This window comes from Amorphoplanes friuliensis DSM 7358 (assembly GCF_000494755.1).
Taxonomy (GTDB): Bacteria; Actinomycetota; Actinomycetes; order Mycobacteriales; family Micromonosporaceae; genus Actinoplanes; species Actinoplanes friuliensis.
In genome coordinates, this window is record NC_022657.1 from 561,718 (window position 1) to 579,903 (window position 18,186).

The window sequence follows — 18,186 nt, forward strand, 5'->3', positions numbered from 1 at the left end:
GTGCAGACCCAGCGGGACCACGTCCACGCCCACACCTTCATGATGGGCCGGCTCAGCTCCGCCCTCGTGCAGGGCGACCCGACCAGCGCCGAGATCCCCGGCCGTCGCGCGCAGACCGGACTGCTGATCGGCATCATCCTGGTCGTCCTCGTCGCCGGCGGCTTTGCGGTCTACGGCTGGATCGTCCCCGGCGGCAGCAAGGCGTTCCGGCAGGCCGGGGCCATCCTGGTCGAGAAGGAGAGCGGCACCCGGTACGTCTACCTGAACGGCGTGCTGCACCCGACCCCGAACCTCACGTCGGCCATGCTGATCCAGGGCAACGCGGCCAAGGTCAAGCTGATCTCCCGCAACTCCCTCAAGGACGTGCCGCGCGGCGCCGCGATCGGCATCGCCGGTGCGCCGCAGTCGCTGCCCGCGGCGGACGCCCTCGTGCCCGGGCCGTGGCTGACCTGCCTGCCCGGATCCGTCATCGACAACCCGGGACCGCAGCTCGGGGTCAACCTCGACCCGCGTACGGACAACGCGCCGCTGCCGGGTGACCGGTTTGCGGTGGCACAGAACGCCAAGGGTGTGCCGTACCTGCTGGCCGAGGGCAGGAAGTTCCGCGTCGCCGACGACGCCGTGCTGGTGGCGCTCGGCGCGGCGAACGTCCGCCCGATCCGGGCCCCGCAGGTCTGGCTGGACTGGCTTCCGGACGGTGAGGCGCTCGCCCCCGCGGCGATCCCGGGCGCCGGGACGAAGGGACCGGAGGTCGGCGGGGAGCGTCGTGCCATCGGCACGCTCTTCCGGCAGAAGCCCGCCGCCGGTGAGGAACAGTTGTTCGTGCTCCGCCGTGACGGGCTCGCGCCGATGAGCCGGACCGAGTTCCTCTTCGCCGACGCCAAGGGCGCCGGCGCACCGGTGGAGCTCGACGCGGCCGCGGTGGTCGACGCACCCAAGTCCGAGGACCGGTCGCTGACCTCACGGCTGCCCGACCTGGCCGGCCTGCGCTGGCAGGACCCGGGCCGAGCCGTCCTCTGCCTGCGCCAGCAACCCGCCTCGGCCGACTCGTTCAGCAGCACGGTCGTCTACGTGCCGCAGGACCGGTCCGCCGTGGACCCCGACGGCCGGACCTCGGTGTACGCCCGTCCGGGCACCGGGATGGTTGTCGTCGCCGTACCGAAGGAGTCACGGATCACCCCCGAGGTCTCCCTCATCTCCGAGGAGGGCACCGCCTTCACGCTCGCCGACTCGGCGACCGTGTCGGCCCTCAAGTTCGACAAAATCGGACTGGTGCCGTTCCCCAAGAGCCTGCTGGCGACGCTGCCGCAGGGGCCGTTGCTGAGCCGCGAGGCCGTTTCCGGTCTCGCAGGGAGGTAGGTCGTCATGGCAACCGGCATCAGAGCACTGCTGCGCGGTGGGAAGGGCGGTCCCGGCGGGGTCGTCCAGCACACCGTGGGCAACGCGCTCGTCCTGCACGCCAAGGACGAGATCAGCTCGGAGGCACAGTCGCTGGCGCTGTCCGTGGTGGAGGACACCGAGAACGACGTGGTGGTCCTCGACCTCGGTCCCGGACTGCCGATCGGTTCCTGGGAGTCGATGGCCGGTGTGCTGCCGCGCCGGCGCCGCGGCATCCGCCTGGTCGCGTGCGGCCAGCACCGGAACGCGGCCGCGATGGCGGGGCAGTGGCTGTCGGAACGCCTGAACCGTACGGTCATCGCGCCCGACGGTGACCTGATCCGCGGCTCGGCCGGCGCGCTCTTCGTGCACTCGACACCCGGCAGCGGCTGGGTGCGGTTCCGCCCGGGCAAACCGCCGACCTGGGACGCCAAGCGGTACCCGACGCCGCTGTGGGACAAGGCGGCGACCGAGAAGCGCGCGTCCAGCTCCACGGGGGAGATCGAGCCGCTGCCCGGCGGCGTCTGGATCCACGACGTCCGCGAGACCGAGACGGTCACCGAACACCGCGAACGCCTGATCGCCGACGTCCCGTGCCAGCCCGAGACGATGACCGTGCTCCTCGGCTGCCCCGGGACAGCGCCGCTGTCGCTCGACGACGTGGTCCGCTTCTGGCGCGACCTCGACGACGACAGCCGCTCCCGGGCGCGCTTCGTGCAGTACGGCGACCTGCGCCTGCCCGAGGGTGAGTCGTTCGGCCAGACCCTCGCCGACCTGCTCGCCACCAACATCGTCTGCTACTCCGGCGTCCCGGTCGGCAGCCCGAACAAATTCGAGATCCGCACGGTACGCCCGGACGGCGTGCTGGGCTGGCCGCCGTTCGCGCTCGAGCTCGGCTACTCGCCACGGGCACACCCCAACTCGAAGGCGCGCCGCCCGTCGGTGCTCAGCCACCGCCCGCCGCTGCGCTGGACCGAGGAGATCGCACCCCGGGTCTACTGGTACGCCCCGGACGCGGTGGTCGAGGTCGTGCAGGCCGGTCTGTGGGTGCGTGCCGCCGAGGAGCCGGTCAACGCCGAACGCGTCCGCGGAGCCGCACTCGACCCCGAGGGCAGCACGCTGATCTTCGACGACACGATCGACACGCAGTCCGGGCGGATGCGGGAACTCGCCGAGGATCTGGCCGCGCGGCTCGACCAGCTGGCGGGTGCCGGCAGTGCGCTGCTGCCCGCGTCGGTGCTGGTGCCGGGCATGAAGCGTCCGGGCCGGGCCGAGGCGTACGTGGATGCTCACGTCGAGGCCATCGCGCCGGTGACCGCGGTGCCGGCGATGACGGTCGCGGAGTTCACGCCGCCGGTGGCGTCGCCCGCGGCGATGGTGGTCGCGGAGATCTCCGTGCCGGTCGAGCCGGTGGCCGCGCCGATCGAGGCCCCGGTCCAGACCCCGATCCAGGCCCCGATCCAGACCCCGATCCAGGTGCCGGTCCGCGCGCAGGCCGAGGTGCCGGTGGCGGCACCCAGCCAGGCCCCGGTGGCCGAGCCGGTCGAGATCCCCGTCGCCGAGCCGATCCACGCCGAGTTGATCCAGGCCGAGCCGATTCAGGCCGAGCCGATTCAAGCCGAGCCGGTTCAGGCCGAGCCGGTTGAGGCCGAGCCGGTTCAGGTTCCGGTCGCCGAGCCGATCCAGGCCCAGGTGGTCGAGCCCGTGGTCGAGCCCGTGCAGGTGGCTGTTCCGCTGCCACCCCGCGAGCCCGAGCCGGAGACCGTAAAGCTGCAGGTCCTGGAGCCGGAGCCGGTCGAGGGTGACGTGCGGGTCCAGCCCGTCCCGGCGTCCGGCGCCAGCGCGCTGCTCCCGGGCCGCCCGCTCGACGAGGAACGGGCCTGGCTGCGCCGCATGCTCAGCCGCGAGTTCGACACGATGGCCAGCTCCGTCTCGCGCATCATGTCCGAGCACCCAGGCATGCAGGGTGGTGCCCTGTCCGCCGCGGACGTGCTCGCCGATTCTGTGGCCGTACGGCTGTATCTGTCCCGGAGAGGTCAGGGCATCGATGCCGGGCTGCGGTCCGGGAAGAACGGCCCGCACGTGCCCTTCGCGCGGTGCGCGGTCTCGGGTCTGTCGCGCCTGCCTTCGTTCCGGGGCACGACGGTCTACCGGGCCACCCCGACGGCCGCCGAGTGGGACGTCTACGCAGGTCGCAAGCTGGTCACCGACTGGAGTTTCGTCAGCATGCTGACTGCGCCCTGCGCCGGTCAGGAGGGCAGCACCGACGTGCTGATCTGGTCGATGACCGCACGCCGGACGGCCCTGCTGGAGCCCGAGGGTGACGAACGGATCGAGGACCGGGTGCTGTTCCTGCCCGGGACCAATTTCAAGGTTCTCGAGTGCCGCCCGCCGTCCGGTGCGGAGCGCGGCGCGATCCTGCTGCGCGAGATCGGCAGCAACGAGATCGACGACGGCGGCCGGGTCGACCCGGACCGGGTCTCGCTGGACGAGCTGGCGGTCGCCTCGCTGCGCCGCAGCGTCGAGCGCTGGACCGGTGCCGAGACCAGGCAACGCATCGGCGCGGCCTCGGCGGGCCGCTTCGGCGTCCTGCCCGGCCTGGAGCGGAAGGGGTGACCCCATGAGCCGACAGGTGCTGACAGTGGGCGGCCAGCGGGCCGGATCGTTCCCGACGATCGGTGCCGCGCTGGCCCGGGCCCAGGCGGGGGCGACCATCTCGGTCCACCCCGGCCGGTACGCGGAGAAGCTGGTCGTCGGTGACCGCATCACGATCAGCGCCGAACCCGGTGGTGCCGTCGAGGTCTTCGTCGAGGAGGGCAGTGTCCTCGCGGTGCACGGCGAGGGTGCCCAGCTGCGCGGCATCACGCTGTCCAGCGCCGACCCGAAGCTGGCCGCCGTCGACGTGTACTCGGGTGAGGTCGCCCTGGACGACTGCCGCATCAGTGGCTCGGCCTGGGTCACGCTGCTGGCCCGGCTGCAGGGGTCGCTGGCCCTGCGCGGCTGCGAGGTCCGCAACAGCGGCGGCGCCGGCATCGTGGTCACGGCCCCCGGCACGAGCACGGTCGAGGACACCGTGGTCCGGGACGTCAGCACTTCGGGCATCGTCGTCGGTGAGCAGGGTTCGCTGATCCTGCGCCGCTGCGTGGTCCGGGACACCGGCGCGAACAGCATCTGTGTCAACGGCGACGCCAAGCTCGTCATGGAGCAGTGCGAGATCATCGGTGCGGGCAAGCCGGCCCTGGTGGTCGAGCAGCGCGGCCGGGCGCGGGTCAACCGCCTGACCGTGCGGGGCAGCGCGAACGTCGACGTCTTCCTGCGGAGCGAGGTCGACGTGGTGATCACCGACTCCGAGTTCACCGGTGCCGCGTTGCAGTCGGTGCACATCGCCGACGGTGCGGCGCCGGAGTTCAAGGGCTGCACCTTCGCCTCGGCCGGCCACACCGCCGCGCACATCACCGGCAAGGCCCGGCCCGTCTTCACCGACTGCACGGTCACGGACTCCAAGATCGGCGTCAACGTCGACGGTGCCGCGGCTCCCCGCTTCACCGGCCTCACCGTCCGGGGTACCTCCGACCACGTTGCGATCGTCAGCGCCGAGGCCTCCGCGACCGTCGACCGGCTGCGGTCCACCGTGACGCAGGGCGCCGGGCTGCTGGTCAAGGACGGTGCCTCCCTGGACGGCAGTGACCTCCAGGTCGAGAGCGGCAACGCCGTGGCCCTCGAGCTGGTCGGCGCCGCCCGCGGCACGGTCCGCGAGGCCCGCTTCACCGGTACGGGTACAGCGAGCCTCACGATCGACGGCGGCTCCACCCTGGACCTGCGTTCGACCGTGCTCCGCGGCGCCGGGCTGCGCCTGGGGGACGCCTCCGAGCTGCAGATCCGGGACAGCGAGATCGTCGACGCGTCCGGTGACGGACTGCTGGTCACCGCGGGTGCCACGGTCACCGCCACGCAGACCCGCGTACGCGCCGCGCGGCTGGCCGGTGTCCGCTGGGAAGCCGGCTCCCGGGGTGCGCTGACCGACTGCGAGATCCTCGGCAGCGGCGGCGCCGGGATCAGCGTCGAGACGACCGAGCCCGTGTCGATCACCCGGTGTGTGGTGCAGGACAGCGGCGCCGAGGACCTCCATCGCGGTGCGGACGCCCAGCCGGTGGTCGAGTCGCTCACGACCGGTGGCCGCGCGACGCCCGCTGCGGCCGCTTACGTTCCCGAGCCCGAACAGGCCGACGAGAGCGCGCCGCCCGAGCCCGAGGGTGAGCTCAGTGGCCCGCTGCGTGAGCTGAACAGCCTGATCGGTCTGCGCGGCGTGAAGCACGAGGTCACCGCGCTGATCAACCTGATCAAGATGTCGCAGGTCCGGCTCCAGATGGGCCTGCCGATGCCGCCGATGAGCCGGCACCTGGTCTTCGCGGGTCCTCCCGGCACCGGTAAGACCACGGTCGCCCGGCTCTACGGCTCGGTCCTGGCCGAGCTGGGCATCCTGTCCAAGGGCCACATGGTCGAGGCGGCCCGCGCCGACCTGGTCGGGCAGTACATCGGCTCGACGGCGATCAAGACGACCGAGCTGGTCACCAAGGCGCTCGGCGGGGTGCTCTTCATCGACGAGGCGTACACGCTGTCGGCGGGGTCGGGCGGCTCGGGGCCGGACTTCGGTCAGGAGGCCATCGACGCGCTGATGAAGATGATGGAGGACCACCGCGACGAGCTGGTGGTCATCGTGGCCGGCTACTCGGAGCTGATGGAACGCTTCCTCGAGTCGAACCCCGGTCTGGCGTCCCGCTTCACCCGGACCGTGGAGTTCCCGAACTACTCGGTGGCCGAGCTCGTCACCATCACCTCGAACCTGTGCAGCAAGCACTACTACGACCTCACCGACGACGCGATCGACGCGCTGACCACGTACTTCGAGAGGGTCCCGAAGAACTCGACGTTCGGTAACGGCCGTGTGGCCCGCAAGCTCTTCGAAGCAATGATCAACAACCAAGCTTCGCGGCTGGCCACCGTGCCGCCGACCAAGGACATCGAGCTCAACCGGCTCACCGGCGCGGACCTGGCGCCCGAGCTGGCACTGCTCGAGGACCTGCCGGTCGAGCACGTGACCCAGCCGGACTCGGCGACCAACCCCACCGGGGCGATCAACGCCGCGCGCAGCTGGCGCCGCGTCTGCGATCTGGTCGGCGCGACGGGGGTTCGCGACGCCGTCGGCGAGACCCTGCTGCAGCTGTGCGAGCTGCGCAACCGGCGCCGCGCGTACGGGCGCCACGGCAACGTCCTGCTCGGCGGCCGCTCGGGCAGCGGGCGCAGCGAGTTCGCCCGCCTCTACGCCGCCGGACTGTCCGAGCTGGACCTCGTACCGGTCGGTCACCTGGTCCGGGTCTCGACCGGGCAGGAGCTGGCACCGCAGTGGCCGGGTCAGGCACGCAGCCTGGTCCGGGCGGCGATGCAGGACGCCGAGGGCGGTGTGCTGGTGGTCGACTACACCGACGACGGTTCGGGCAACGGCGTGGAGATCGTCGAGTCGCTGGTCGAGCAGATGCGGGCCGGCCCCGGTGACCCCGTGGTCGTGCTCATCGGTGAGGACGCCGCGCTGGCGCACCTGCGGACAACCGTGCCGGGCCTCGCCGAGGCGTTCGGCCAGGAGTGGTCGGTGCCGGACTACACGACCGCCGAGCTCGCCGACATCGTCGTCCGGCATCTGGTCCGGCGGGGCCACGAGGTGCCCGACGACGTCCGTCAGGCGATCACCGGTCTCACCACCGGGCTCAGCGAGCGGACCGTCCGTGCGGCACACCTGTTCTCGTGGGGGCTCACGCGTACGGCGGCGTCACGGACGCTGGCCCTCGCCGACCTCACCGGACTGGCCGGCCGGGGCAGCCCGGATCCGGTCCCCGCCCGCCAGGCCGGCGGCCTGGCCGCGGTCGGCTGACATGAGCTCGGCTGACATGAGCTCGGCTGACAGGAGCGAGGAGGCAGCTGTGCAGCCCGATTTCCAGGGTTTTCTCGACAACGCCCGCGCGTTCGAGCAGCAGATGATCGACGCACAGTCCGATCTGGAGCGTGCCGTGGTGACCGGGCGCTCCGGCGACGGGACCGTCACGGTGCTGACGAGTGGACTCGGGCAGCTCAAGGCCGTACAGGTAGATCCGCGGGTTTTTGATCTGCGGGACGCGCGGCAGTTGCAGGACGCGATCGCGGAGGCCGTGCGGGCAGCGGCGGCGGCCGCGGGACGGCTGGCGCAGCAGAAGATGGGCCCGGTCGAGATCAACCTTTACTGAGCCGGTACCGCCACCCGGACGGGGTCGATGCCGTACTCGGCCAGCCGGCGACGGAGCCGGCGCAGGTCCCAGCGCGCGCCGAGCACGGTGTAGACCTCGGCCGCCTCGCCGCCGCAGAGGGCCGCCTCGTGCGGGCGGCGCCGGGCGGCCAGCAGCACGGCGGCGTCCTCGCAGGCCGCGGCCAGCTCGGGCACCCGCCCCACGGCCCGGTAGTGCGCGACGACCTCCAGCACGGGCTGCGGGTCGCCCGAGAGCAACGCCTGGCAGCGGGCGGCGGCGGCCCAGGCACGGGCGGGCCGCACCTCCTTGGCCGCCTCGTCGGCACAGATCTTCGTGGCCTGGCGGGCCACGTCCTCCCGGCCGATCTGCAGCGCGATCCGCATCGCGTCCGGCAGCCACTGATGGCGCAGCATCATCGGGGCGTACTCGGGGGTCAGCAGGGGAGCGAGGATCGCCAGCGCGTCGGCCGGCCGGTCCTGCTGCTCGGCGCCCAGAGCCCGCGCGACCAGCAGGAAGTCGCAGCTCTCCCGCTCGGCGTCGGTCGCCGGCAGCGCGTCGGCGGCGTCCAGGTGGGCTGCGGCCAGATCGGCGTCGTCGCGGTGCCCGGCGATCAGGGCGGCCACCCCGTGCAGCAGCATCGTCACCGCACCGGGCTCCCGCATGCCCAGGAAGGTCACACCGGGTGCGTCGTCGGTGACCGCACTGACCTCGGCGGTCGCGTCGTCCCAGCGCCCGAGCCAGTAGTACTGCACGGCCGAGGCGACCTGAAGGCTGGCGGGCAGCCGGTGGCGAATGGCGAAGAGTGCCGCCTCGCGCAGGGTCCGCTCAGCCTCGTCCAGCCGGTCGAGGTTCTGCAGCGTGAACATGCGGTTGTCGAGCAGGTCGAAGTACATGCCGGCGAAGGTCGGGTGGTCGTGCATGATGTCCAGCGCCCGATCGACGTACTCCAGGGCGCGTTCGTGATCGCGGCGGATCGAGTTGGTCAGCCACGTCGTCTGCAGCGCAAACGCGGCCTCGTACGGCTGGCCCACCGCAACAGCCTCGTCGTGCACCCGCTGCGCGTTCCGGTCGGCGCGGTCGAGGTCGTTCAGCTCGCCGCGGCGGAAGTTGGCCAGCAGCACCCGGTGCCGGGTCCGCCAGATCTCCGGCACGTCGGGGTCGTCGACGGCGCCGGCCAGCATGCCGATGGCACCGTCCGGGTCACCGCGCCGGAAGCGCATCGCCGCCAGCAGCTGGCGCATCTCCGCGCGGTCGGCCGGGTCGGTGGTGATGCCGAGCGCTTCGCGGGCCTCGTCCATCGGGTACCGGTCGTGGCGGAACTCCAGCTTGACCAGGGCGACCAGCAGGGCCTCCCGCTGCCCGACCGTGGGCAGGGTCGTGGCCAGCACCTGACGCAGCAGCTCGCCCGCGATGCGGGGTGTGCGTTTGACGACCTCCGCGTGATGCGTGACCAGCCAGCTCACCACCCACTCGTCGACCACCGGGGTCTCGGCGGCGAGCTGCTCGGCGACCCGGGTCACCGGGCTGCCACCCCGGGAGAGGACCTCGGCGGTGTGCCGGTGCAGTGTCGACCGGACCGCCGCGGGGATGCTTTCGTGCAGCGCCTGCCGCAGGAACGGGTGCCGGAAAGCCAGGTCGGTGCCGGCGTCGACCACGACGTTCGCGGCCAGCGCCTCCTCGAGATTGACCATCAGGTCGAACGGTGACCGGCCGGTCACGGCGACCACGTCGTCGACGGCGAACTCGGTGCCCAGCAGGGCCGCGAGCCGCAGCACCTCCTGGGTGTCCTCGGTGAGGAAGTCCAGCGTCGCCCGCACCACGGCCAGCAGGGACCGCGGTGCCTCCACGGACACCGACGCGTCGATCTCGGCCCGGCCGTCGCTGATCTCCACGACCCCACGGCGCAGCAGCGCGGTCGCCATCTCGCGGGCGCAGAGCGGATTGCCGCCGGAGCGGGGCACGATGCCGCGCAGATGCGGACCGATCCGGGCCCCGACCAGGGTGGTCACCAGGGCCTCGATGTCAGCGGCCGGCAACGCCTGGAGCATCAGCGTGTGCCCCTGCCGGGACTGGACACCACGCCGCAGCTGCGCCAGCGCGCGACCGTTCGGCTCGGGCCGGGCCGCGGCCACCAGCAGCAGCGGCATCCGCCGGGTCGCCGCCACCAGGCGGTCCCAGAGCAGGACGCTGGCGTCGTCGGCCCACTGCAGATCGTCGACGACGAGGACGAGGGGCGCAACGGCACAGGTCGCCCGGACGTACGCGAGCACACGCTCCGCGGCACCGGCATCCTCGGAGTCGGCCCCGTGCATCTCACCGGCGAGGGCCGCCCGCCGCGGGTCGGGTGACTCCACCTCGATGCCGAGGGCGCGGGTGACCACCTGCAGGGGTACGTGCTGGTCGAGCTCGTCCGCCACACCCCAGGCGAGCTGGCAGCCGTCGTCCCCGACAGCGGCGAAAGCGGCGGTGAGCAGCTCGGTCTTGCCGATGCCGGGCTCGCCCTCGATCCAGACGGCGGCACCCGTGCCGGTGCTGACCGCGCGGACCAGGTCGCGGAGGCGTCCGAGCTCGGTGTCGCGGCCGACCAGCGGGCGCTCGGCCAGGCCGTCCCGGATGGCCTTGGCCACCGGTGTCGGCACGATGGGGGCGACCGGCTGCGGACCGGGAGCGGTGTCCGGTTCGGACGATCCCGCCAGCACCCGCCGGTGCAGCTCGGTCAGCGCGGGACCGGGCTCGACACCCAGCTCCGCGACCAGGGTCCGCCGGGCCGCCCGGAAGACCTCGAGCGCCTCGGCGTGCCGTCCGGTGCGGTGCAGGGCCAGCATCAGCAACTCGTGCAACGGCTCGTGCAGGGGGTGGTCACGGACGAGTCCGGCCAGCTCCGCGACCAGGCCGTCGTCACCCAGCTCCATGACGATGCGCGCCCGCTGCTCGACCGCGGCCAGGCGGAGCTCGGCCAGGTGGGCGCGCTCGACCTCCAGCCGGTGACCGGACAGGCCGCCGTACGCCTCGCCGTGCCACAGGGCCAGCGCTTCGTCGAGCTGCGCCGCCGCGCCGGCGAGGTCACCGGACTCGCGCAGCTCGGTGGCCTGCGCGCACAGCTCGGCGAACCGGTCGCTGTCCAGCGCACCCGGCGAGACGCGCAGCAGGTAACCGGACGGGCCGGAGGCCAGCAACTCGTCCGTGCCCCGGTGGGTGCGGTCCGGGTCGAGGCTGCGCCGCAACCCGGAGATGTAGGTGTAGACGCTGCCGGTCGCGGTGGCCGGGGCCGACGCACCCCACACCGCCTCGATCAGCTCGTCGCGGTTCACCATCCGGTTGGCGTTCGCCGTCAGCGCGGCGAAGAGCGCACGCTGGCGGCCGGGACCGAGATTGAGCTCCCGCTCCCCGAGCCAGGCCCGGACCGGGCCCAGCACCGAGATCCGGAGCCGGTCATCGGAAGAGGTCGGCACCTGTCCTCCGTCTCCGAGGTTCGGGGATCCCATACACGTGGAGACCACGCAGCCGTCAGCGGATAACAGAAATTGGATCAGGTGAGGTGATCGAGCGCCGCATGTGGGGCACAGTCGGGTTACCCGGCAGGTTCGGGCGCAGCTGGGCGAGCAGCGTCCGGAAGCGGTTCAACCACTGCTCAGGGGCCCTGCGGGCGCTGAGCACAAAACGCACGACCTCGGCGGCGGCCGCATAGTCGCCACTGCGGTCGTGGGTCGCGGCGACGATCCAGCGCATCTCCGCCTCCAGGGTCAGGTCGGTGGCCCGGGCCGCCACCCAGCCCGCCTCCGCGACGGCGTTGCGGTTCTCCCGGAACAGCAGCCGGGCCAGCCAGGCTGTCAGCTCGAGCCGGGTGTCGTGGTCGAGGTTGTACTGCGCGCGTGCCCGCTGCAGCACGGCGATCGTGGGCTTGGGGGCGCGTACGCGCAGTTCGTCGATGTGCGCGGTGAGCCACTGACTCGCCCACGGGTCCAGCGGCACCGGCCCGGCCAGGAGCTGCGCCACCACACGTTCCGGAGCGGCCCCCGCGGCGGCGATCTTCTCGGCGAACGAACGGTGCAGCATCACCCGCAGTGCGGTCGGCGTGCCCTCGTGCAGGACGCGGGCCACGATCCGGTGCTGGAACACCAGGTGTGGTCCCCGGCCGAGCACTCCCGCCGCACGGGCCGGGGCCAGCACCCGGTCGATCTCCTCGATCGGGCGGCCGGTCACCGCCGCGACCTCCGGCACCGTGCAGATGACGTCACTGCCCGCACCGGTGTGGTCGGCGCTCAGGTAGGCCACGGCCCGCAGGATCTGCCGTGTCTCCTCACCGAGCGGATCGAGATGAGCCGAGACCGCGGCCAGCACCTCGGCCGGCAGCGGGTCGCCGGCCTCGGTCTCCGCGCCCACCGCGGCCGCAAGATGCCGCAGGTAGAAGGGGTTGCCGCCGGCGTCGGCCAGGAGGCGCCGCAGCGCCCGGGGCTCGGGCAGCTCGTCGGCCAGCAGGCGGATCAGCGCGGCCGCATCACCGGGAGGCAGCCCGCCGAGCAGCACCGGGCGCGGCCGCACCGCCCGGAGCGGATCTAGGCGATGATCGTCGGTGGCCGGTGCCCCCGCCCCCACGAGCAGCAGCGGCAGCTCCCGGGTCAGAGCGTGCAGCTCCGTCCAGACCCGCAGCGTGGCGTCGTCGGCCAGCTCCAGATCGTCGATGATCAGCACCAGGGGACCGGACGCGGCGATCCGGCGGACCACGGCCACCGCCGCCTCCGCCGTCACCAGCTCAGGGCTCTCTTCGCCGGACAGGGCCGACTCGATGCACTCGCGCAACACACCGAGCGGCATGCGCCGGGCCACCTCGTCGCCGACACCCCAGCCGACCCGGCAGCCGGCCGGTGTCGCGTCCCGCAGCGCGGCCGTGAGCAGGGCCGACTTGCCCATGCCGGCGGTGCCCTGAAGCCAGACGCTGCCACCACGACCCGCAGCGACCTCGGTGACCGCGTCACGGAGCAGGCACAGCTCGGCGGCCCGCCCGATGAAAACGTCGGCCACCGGTGCGGCGGCGGGGCTGCTCTGCCCGCCGACGACCCGGGTGTGAACCGCGCGCAGCGCCGCACTCGGCTCGGTGCCCAGCTCGTCCCGGAGCAGCGTCCGCAGCCGGCTGTGCACCTCCAGGGCCTCGGACCGGCGGCCGCTCGCGTGCAGGGCGGACATCAGCAGGCCGTGCAGGTTTTCCTGCAGCGGGTACGCCGCCACCAGCGTGCGTAACGCGGCGATCGCCTCCTCGTGCCGGCCCAGCTCCACCAGCAGTCCGGCGTGCCGTTCCACCGTGGCCAGGCGCAGCTCGGTGAGGCGCAGGCGCTGGGCCTCGGCGTACGGGCCGGGGACGCCGGTCAGCGCCTCGCCCTGCCACAGGCCCATGGCCGCCTCCAGCGCGGCGAGCTCGCCGAGGCGGTCACCGGCGGCCCGGTGCCGGCGGCTGTCCTCCCGCAGCGACTCGAAGCGGTAGACGTCGACAACGTGGCCCGGCACGTGCAGGCAGTAACTGCCGCCACCGGAGGTGAGCATCTGCCCGGCGGCCCACCGGTCGCGGCTGGGCTCGAGAACCTGCCGCAGCGAGGAGACATAGGTGTAGACGTTGCCGGTCGCGCTCGCGGGCGGATCGTCACCCCAGACCGCGGCGACCAGCTGTTCCCGGGAGACCGCGTGGTTGGCGTGCAGGGCGAGCACGCTGAAGACCGCCGTACGCCGGGCGGACCCCAGGGCGAGTTCGGCGCCGTCACGCCAGGCGCGGACAGGGCCGAGCAGACGAAGGTCCATGCCCTCGTGCGCTACCGCCATCGGTTTCCCAACCTCGTCGTCGTGGGATCGCTCCCGCCACTCAGCAGTTGAACGTGCAAGCTTTCGTTCACCGCCGACCAACGTCCCCGTCAGGTGCCCTGCTAGGTGCGAAAATCCCCGTCCCCATTCTTAATGGGGCCGCGCAAGCGTGTGAATGCGCCGCGCGCGAACCACCATAGCGCTGCCTTAGCAGGTCCGCGCGTCGCCCTTTGCAGATTCTTTACCGTTCGGGGCTCCCGGCAGAATCCACAAAAACCCACAGTGGCGCCGCGTATCCGGGCAGCGATCGGTCAACCCGCCCGCGACGACGCGGGCAAAGAAGGCGGGAGACCCGGGCATGACCGGGCCCACGGCCTTCCGTGACCGCGGCTTCTTTGGTGGACTCGCTGCCGTGCCAGGTGCCTGCCGGGTGCGCTGAGGAGGGGTCGATGAGCGGGGATTTCGCCGGTGACCTGTTCCTCACGCTCGCGACCGAGGGCCGCCTCGTGCTGGACCCGGTCAACGCCGACGAGGTCATTGCCGGGCTGGAGCGCACCCTCGCGATGATCAGGGCGAGGCTGCGGGTCATTCGCATCTGGCAGCAGCTGCCCGTGCAGCAGCTGGACGCGTTGCCGCCCGAGCTGCGCCAGGACGTGGTCGACGCGGTCTTCGTCGACCAGCTGGCACCCGGGCGTCTCGAGAGCGCGGTCGCCGAGCTGCCGAAGTACATCGAGGCGTTGCGCCGGGCCCGGGGACTGCTCCCGCCCGTCGATTAACCCGCCGCAGAACATGAAGATGTTTTTATAGTTCGGCAATGAGCTGCGTCTATGGCTAAACCTTCAGGACTTCTTCACGGCGATGAAGACGCCGTGGAGATTTTCTGAAGAACGCTTCCGGAGACTGACCCGGCCATAACGACCAAACCGGAGGTAGCAGTGGAACAGGTGCGCGTAGCCCTGCAGGCATCGGATCCGCTCAGCCAGGCGGGACTTGCCAGCTATCTGCAGTCGCGCCCGGAGCTCACGCTGCTGCGCAGCGCCGACCGGGCCGACGCCAAGGTCCTCGTCGTCTCCGTCGACCGCCTCACCACCGACGTCGTCGCCATGCTGCGCCGTTCCGCGGCCGAGGTGGGTGCGCCCGTCGTGCTGATCACCAACGAGATCACCGAGACGGAGCTGCTGACCGCCGTCGAGTGCCGGGTCGTCGCGATCCTGCCCCGGCCCGCCGTGACCGCCGAGCGCCTGGTGCACAGCGTGCTCGCCGCGGCTGCCGGTGGCGGCGTCATGCCCCCGAACCTCGTCGGTGAGCTCCTCAAGCACATCGAACGCCTCCAGCGCGACGTCCTCACCCCGCACGGCCTGAACGCGTCCGGCCTGACCCCGCGGGAGATCGACGTGCTGCGGCTGATGGCGGACGGGCTCGACACCAACGAGATCGCCGGCGAGCTCTGCTACTCCGAGCGCACCGTCAAGAACGTCATCTACGGGGTCACCCATCGCCTGAAGCTGCGCAACCGGTCACACGCGGTCGCGTACGCGTTGCGCTCCGGCATGATCTGAGGTCGTTGCGGCTGGGAGGTGAGCGGTGCGCACGGCGTCGATCGAAAAACACACGGTAGGCAACGCCTTGGTCCTGCACGCCCGCGAGCGGATCAGCCCGGAGGCACAGTCGCTGGCGCTCGCGGTCGACGAGGACGCCGACAATGACATCGTTGTCCTCGACCTGCACGACGACCTGCCCGTCGGCATCTGGGAGTCGGTGGCCGGCGCCCTGCACCGGCAGCGGCGCGGCATCCGCCTGGTCATCTGCGGCGCCGGTCAGGACACCACCGTCCTCGCCGGACAGTGGCTCTCCGACCGGCTCGGCCGCCCGGTCATCGCGCCCTACGGGCACATGATCCGCGGCGCGCACGGCGGCCTGTTCGTCCACGCGGCCGAGGGCAGCGGCTGGGTCCGCTACAGCCCCGGCCGCCCGCCCGCATGGGAGGCCAAGCGCTACCCGACCCCGGCCTGGGACGGCGCTGCCGCGGACTTCCTGCCGACCAGCGCGGTCGGCGCCGTCGAACCCCTGCCCGGCGGCGTCTGGATCCGCGACACCCGCGACCAGCCGGCGATCGGCGACCACTGGCAGCGCCTCGCCGCGGCCCTGCCCTGCCAGCCGCAAGCGCTGACCATCGTGCTCGGCTGCCCCGGCACCCCGCCCCTGGCCCTCGACGACGTGGCCCGCTTCTGGCGTGACCTGGGCGAGGAGGGTCGCAGCCGCGCCCGCTTCGTCCACTACGGACCCGTGCAGCTCCCTGAGGGTGAGCCACTGGGGCAGGCGCTCGCCGACCTGCTCGAAGCACCGATCGTCTGCTTCACCGGCGTACCGGTGGGTCGCCCCGAGCGCCCCCGGATCCACACCGTCACCGAGGACGGCGACCTCGGCTGGCAGGTCTTCGCCCGCGAACTCGGCTACACCCCCCGCGTCCGATCCACGATGCCGGCCCGCACCCCCAAAATCCTGAGCTACCGCGCGCCCCTCATGCTCGGCGACCCCGCCGGCCCCCTGATCTACCGGTACGCGGAAGACGCCGTCGTCGAGATCATCCAGTCGGGGCTGTGGATCCGCGGCCCGGTGGCGCCCAGACACGCCGAACGTGTCCGCGCCCGCGCCGCCGACCCGTCCCTGCACGCCGTCGTCGTCGAGGACACCGACCCGTCCCGCGTGGTCCGCCTCCGCGAACTCGCCGAGGACCTCGTCGCCCGCCTCGACCCCCCGACCCGCTCCCGCAGCGCCATGCAGCTGGCGACGGCGGTCGTCCGCACCGGCCAGCGTGCCCAGGCCGCGGCGGGGGGTGTTGTGGCCGACGGCTCGACGTTCCGCTTCAGCAAGGCCGATCTGGCGCTGGACCAGATCCCGACGCCTCCCGCCGCAGGCATCGAGGTGGCGGCAGCCGGCAGTCTGGAGGTTGCGGTTCCCGCCGGTCTGGCCTCCGACGAGCTGGAATCCGACCGTCACGCAGCGCCGGCGGTGGTGCTCGGGGCTGCTAGTCGCGGCAAGGCGGGCGGCAGCCTGGCTGCTGCCGAACCGGCTGTGCCCGAGCGGCGCGTGCGTGACAGCCCTCCGTCGCGGCCTGGTCCGCAGCAGGACCGCAGCGTTTCGGTTCCGCTCTGGGACGAGGCTTCGTCGGACGTAGTGATACCGCGCTTCGACCCGCATCCGACACGGCTCCCGACCCGGCCGTCTGGATCACGGTCGGGGCAGGCCTCGTCGCCGGGTGAGCGGGTGATCACGCCTGAGGTTGCGGTCCGGGTTCTGGAAGCCCTCGACCAGGCCGGTGGTCGTCCCGTGGCCGAGTCGGTGTCCCGTAGCGCGTCCACGGTGGACGGCTCCGGGTCGGTCCTTCTCGAGGATCCTCCTGCGACGGACTACGTTCCCGCCCATGCCGGCCCGTCCCGGGTCGGCCCCTCCGAACTGACAGGCCGCGGCTCGTCGGATCTCGGCTCGTCGGATCTTGGCCGGTTCGGGGGCGCCGGTTCTAGACCAGCTGAACTCAGCTTCGACCCGTCCGACCTCGGCCGCTCCGGATCGGCTCCGAGCTCTCCCGCTCTCGGCTACTCCGGAACCGTAGGCTTGGGGCCGCCTCTCAACCCGCCCGCGCCGACCGTGCCCGGTCAACGGGACTCGGGGCCGAGTGAGCCCGTTCGTTTCGAGTCCGGCAAGCCCGAGGATGGTCCCGCGGTGTTGCCGCTGGCCGCGACTCCGCGTCACCTGCGGTTCCAGACCACGCCTGAGTCCGATGCTCGCGGCCTGCCGACCCCGGTGGGTCTTGCGGAGGAGCGTGCCTGGCTGCGCAGCACCTTCAGCCGTGAGTACGACGCGGCGGCCAGCTCGGTGTCTCGTGTGCTGTCCGAACACCCCGGCTTTCAGGCGGGGCCGGACACCATGGTCGACGCGGTGGCCGTCCGCCTCTACCTGTCGGCGCTGGGTGTGGGCCTCGATGCGGCTCTGCGTGACGGGGCGATCGGCCCGCAGGTTCCGTTCGCTCGCTGCGTCGCCAGCGGTCTTGGCCGGTTGCCCTCCCATCGTGGTGCGACGGTGCTGTCCGCTGAGTTGTCCGACGCCGACCTGCGGGAGATCCGTGACCGGGGTGTCCTCACCGACTGGGGTTTCACCTCGGCTCTGACCGAGCCCCCGCCTGGCCTTCCGGGCAACGTCGACATCCTCATCTGGTCGATGACCGCGCGGCGGACCCGTCTGCTCGAACCCGATGACGACCACCGTGCTGATGGTCGTGTGCTGTTCCTGCCGGGTACCTCGTTCAAGGTTCTCGACGCGGCCGAACCTGGTTCGGAGACTCGTGGCCACCTGCTCCTTCGTGAGCTCTCCACCGACGAACCCGACCGTGGTCATGTGCCCTTCGATGATCTGGCTCTGTCGTCGTTGCGGCGCTCTGTCGAACAATGGGCGCGGTCGACGAGTCAGCCTGCTCTTGGGCCCGCTGCTACTCACCGCTTCACGACAGTTCCCGGTCTTTACTGACCCTCGGTGCGGCCGTCGCTTGCTAGCGCTGCGTGGTTGGCGGGGTTACTGCGCACCGGCGGCGGGGATGGTGTCCGTAGTTGGTTGCGGTTGGTGTCCCGCTGCGGGTCGGTGGCGCTCGTTGTTCAGGTCAACTGCTGGCACTGTGGGATGTTCGTCGTGGTTTTGTTCCGTAGCCACCGTGCGGGGGCCCGTGCGTGGTCGGCCTTATCGCCTTCAT

9 protein-coding genes are annotated in these 18,186 nt (G+C 72.1%); 7 read left to right on the forward strand and 2 right to left on the reverse strand.

Annotated elements, in window-relative coordinates:
• From eccB to AFR_RS02620, 4 genes are read left to right on the forward strand one after another with little or no spacing between them, the layout of a single operon-like run.
• Complete coding sequence (gene eccB / locus AFR_RS02605) at window positions 1–1,359, forward strand: type VII secretion protein EccB (RefSeq protein ID WP_023357743.1); 1,359 nt, start codon at window positions 1–3, stop codon at window positions 1,357–1,359.
• A gap of 6 nt (window positions 1,360–1,365) precedes the next feature.
• On the forward strand, window positions 1,366–3,993 hold the full coding sequence (locus AFR_RS02610) for a hypothetical protein (protein ID WP_023357744.1): 2,628 nt from the start codon (window positions 1,366–1,368) through the stop codon (window positions 3,991–3,993).
• Window positions 3,994–3,997: 4 nt separating this feature from the next.
• Window positions 3,998–7,303, forward strand: coding sequence for a right-handed parallel beta-helix repeat-containing protein (locus AFR_RS02615; RefSeq protein WP_041840546.1), 3,306 nt, complete (start codon window positions 3,998–4,000; stop codon window positions 7,301–7,303).
• Between the two features lie 16 nt (window positions 7,304–7,319).
• Window positions 7,320–7,652, forward strand: a complete 333-nt coding sequence (locus AFR_RS02620; RefSeq protein ID WP_438829923.1) for a YbaB/EbfC family nucleoid-associated protein — start codon at window positions 7,320–7,322, stop codon at window positions 7,650–7,652.
• Here AFR_RS02620 and AFR_RS02625 read toward each other — a convergent pair.
• Window positions 7,646–11,104 (reverse strand): ATP-binding protein, encoded by a 3,459-nt coding sequence (locus tag AFR_RS02625; protein ID WP_023357747.1) that lies wholly within the window; start codon window positions 11,102–11,104, stop codon window positions 7,646–7,648. The two genes, AFR_RS02620 and AFR_RS02625, sit on opposite strands and share 7 nt — an antisense overlap.
• A gap of 55 nt (window positions 11,105–11,159) precedes the next feature.
• Window positions 11,160–13,463, reverse strand: a complete 2,304-nt coding sequence (locus AFR_RS02630; RefSeq protein ID WP_023357748.1) for a BTAD domain-containing putative transcriptional regulator — start codon at window positions 13,461–13,463, stop codon at window positions 11,160–11,162.
• Window positions 13,464–13,891: 428 nt separating this feature from the next.
• Here AFR_RS02630 and AFR_RS02635 point away from each other — a divergent pair, with 428 nt between their 5' ends.
• From AFR_RS02635 to AFR_RS02645, 3 genes are all read left to right on the forward strand, one after another.
• Window positions 13,892–14,218 carry a hypothetical protein gene (locus tag AFR_RS02635; RefSeq protein ID WP_023357749.1) on the forward strand — a complete coding sequence of 109 codons (327 nt, stop codon included), beginning with the start codon at window positions 13,892–13,894 and terminating at the stop codon, window positions 14,216–14,218.
• A gap of 159 nt (window positions 14,219–14,377) precedes the next feature.
• Window positions 14,378–15,001 carry a helix-turn-helix transcriptional regulator gene (locus tag AFR_RS02640; RefSeq protein ID WP_023357750.1) on the forward strand — a complete coding sequence of 208 codons (624 nt, stop codon included), beginning with the start codon at window positions 14,378–14,380 and terminating at the stop codon, window positions 14,999–15,001.
• A gap of 25 nt (window positions 15,002–15,026) precedes the next feature.
• A complete protein-coding gene (locus tag AFR_RS02645; protein ID WP_023357751.1) occupies window positions 15,027–17,966 on the forward strand; it encodes a hypothetical protein in 2,940 nt (979 codons plus the stop codon).
• The last annotated feature ends 220 nt before the right edge of the window (window positions 17,967–18,186 follow it).

What these genes read in the sequence shown, in the direction of transcription:
- AFR_RS02610 (WP_023357744.1), top strand. Translation starts at nt 1,366, where the DNA reads ATGGCAACCGGCATCAGAGCACTGCTGCGCGGTGGGAAGGGCGGTCCC.
- AFR_RS02615 (WP_041840546.1), top strand. Translation starts at nt 3,998, where the DNA reads ATGAGCCGACAGGTGCTGACAGTGGGCGGCCAGCGGGCCGGATCGTTC.
- AFR_RS02620 (WP_438829923.1), top strand. Translation starts at nt 7,320, where the DNA reads ATGAGCTCGGCTGACAGGAGCGAGGAGGCAGCTGTGCAGCCCGATTTC.
- AFR_RS02630 (WP_023357748.1), bottom strand. Translation starts at nt 13,463, where the DNA reads ATGGCGGTAGCGCACGAGGGCATGGACCTTCGTCTGCTCGGCCCTGTC.
- AFR_RS02635 (WP_023357749.1), top strand. Translation starts at nt 13,892, where the DNA reads ATGAGCGGGGATTTCGCCGGTGACCTGTTCCTCACGCTCGCGACCGAG.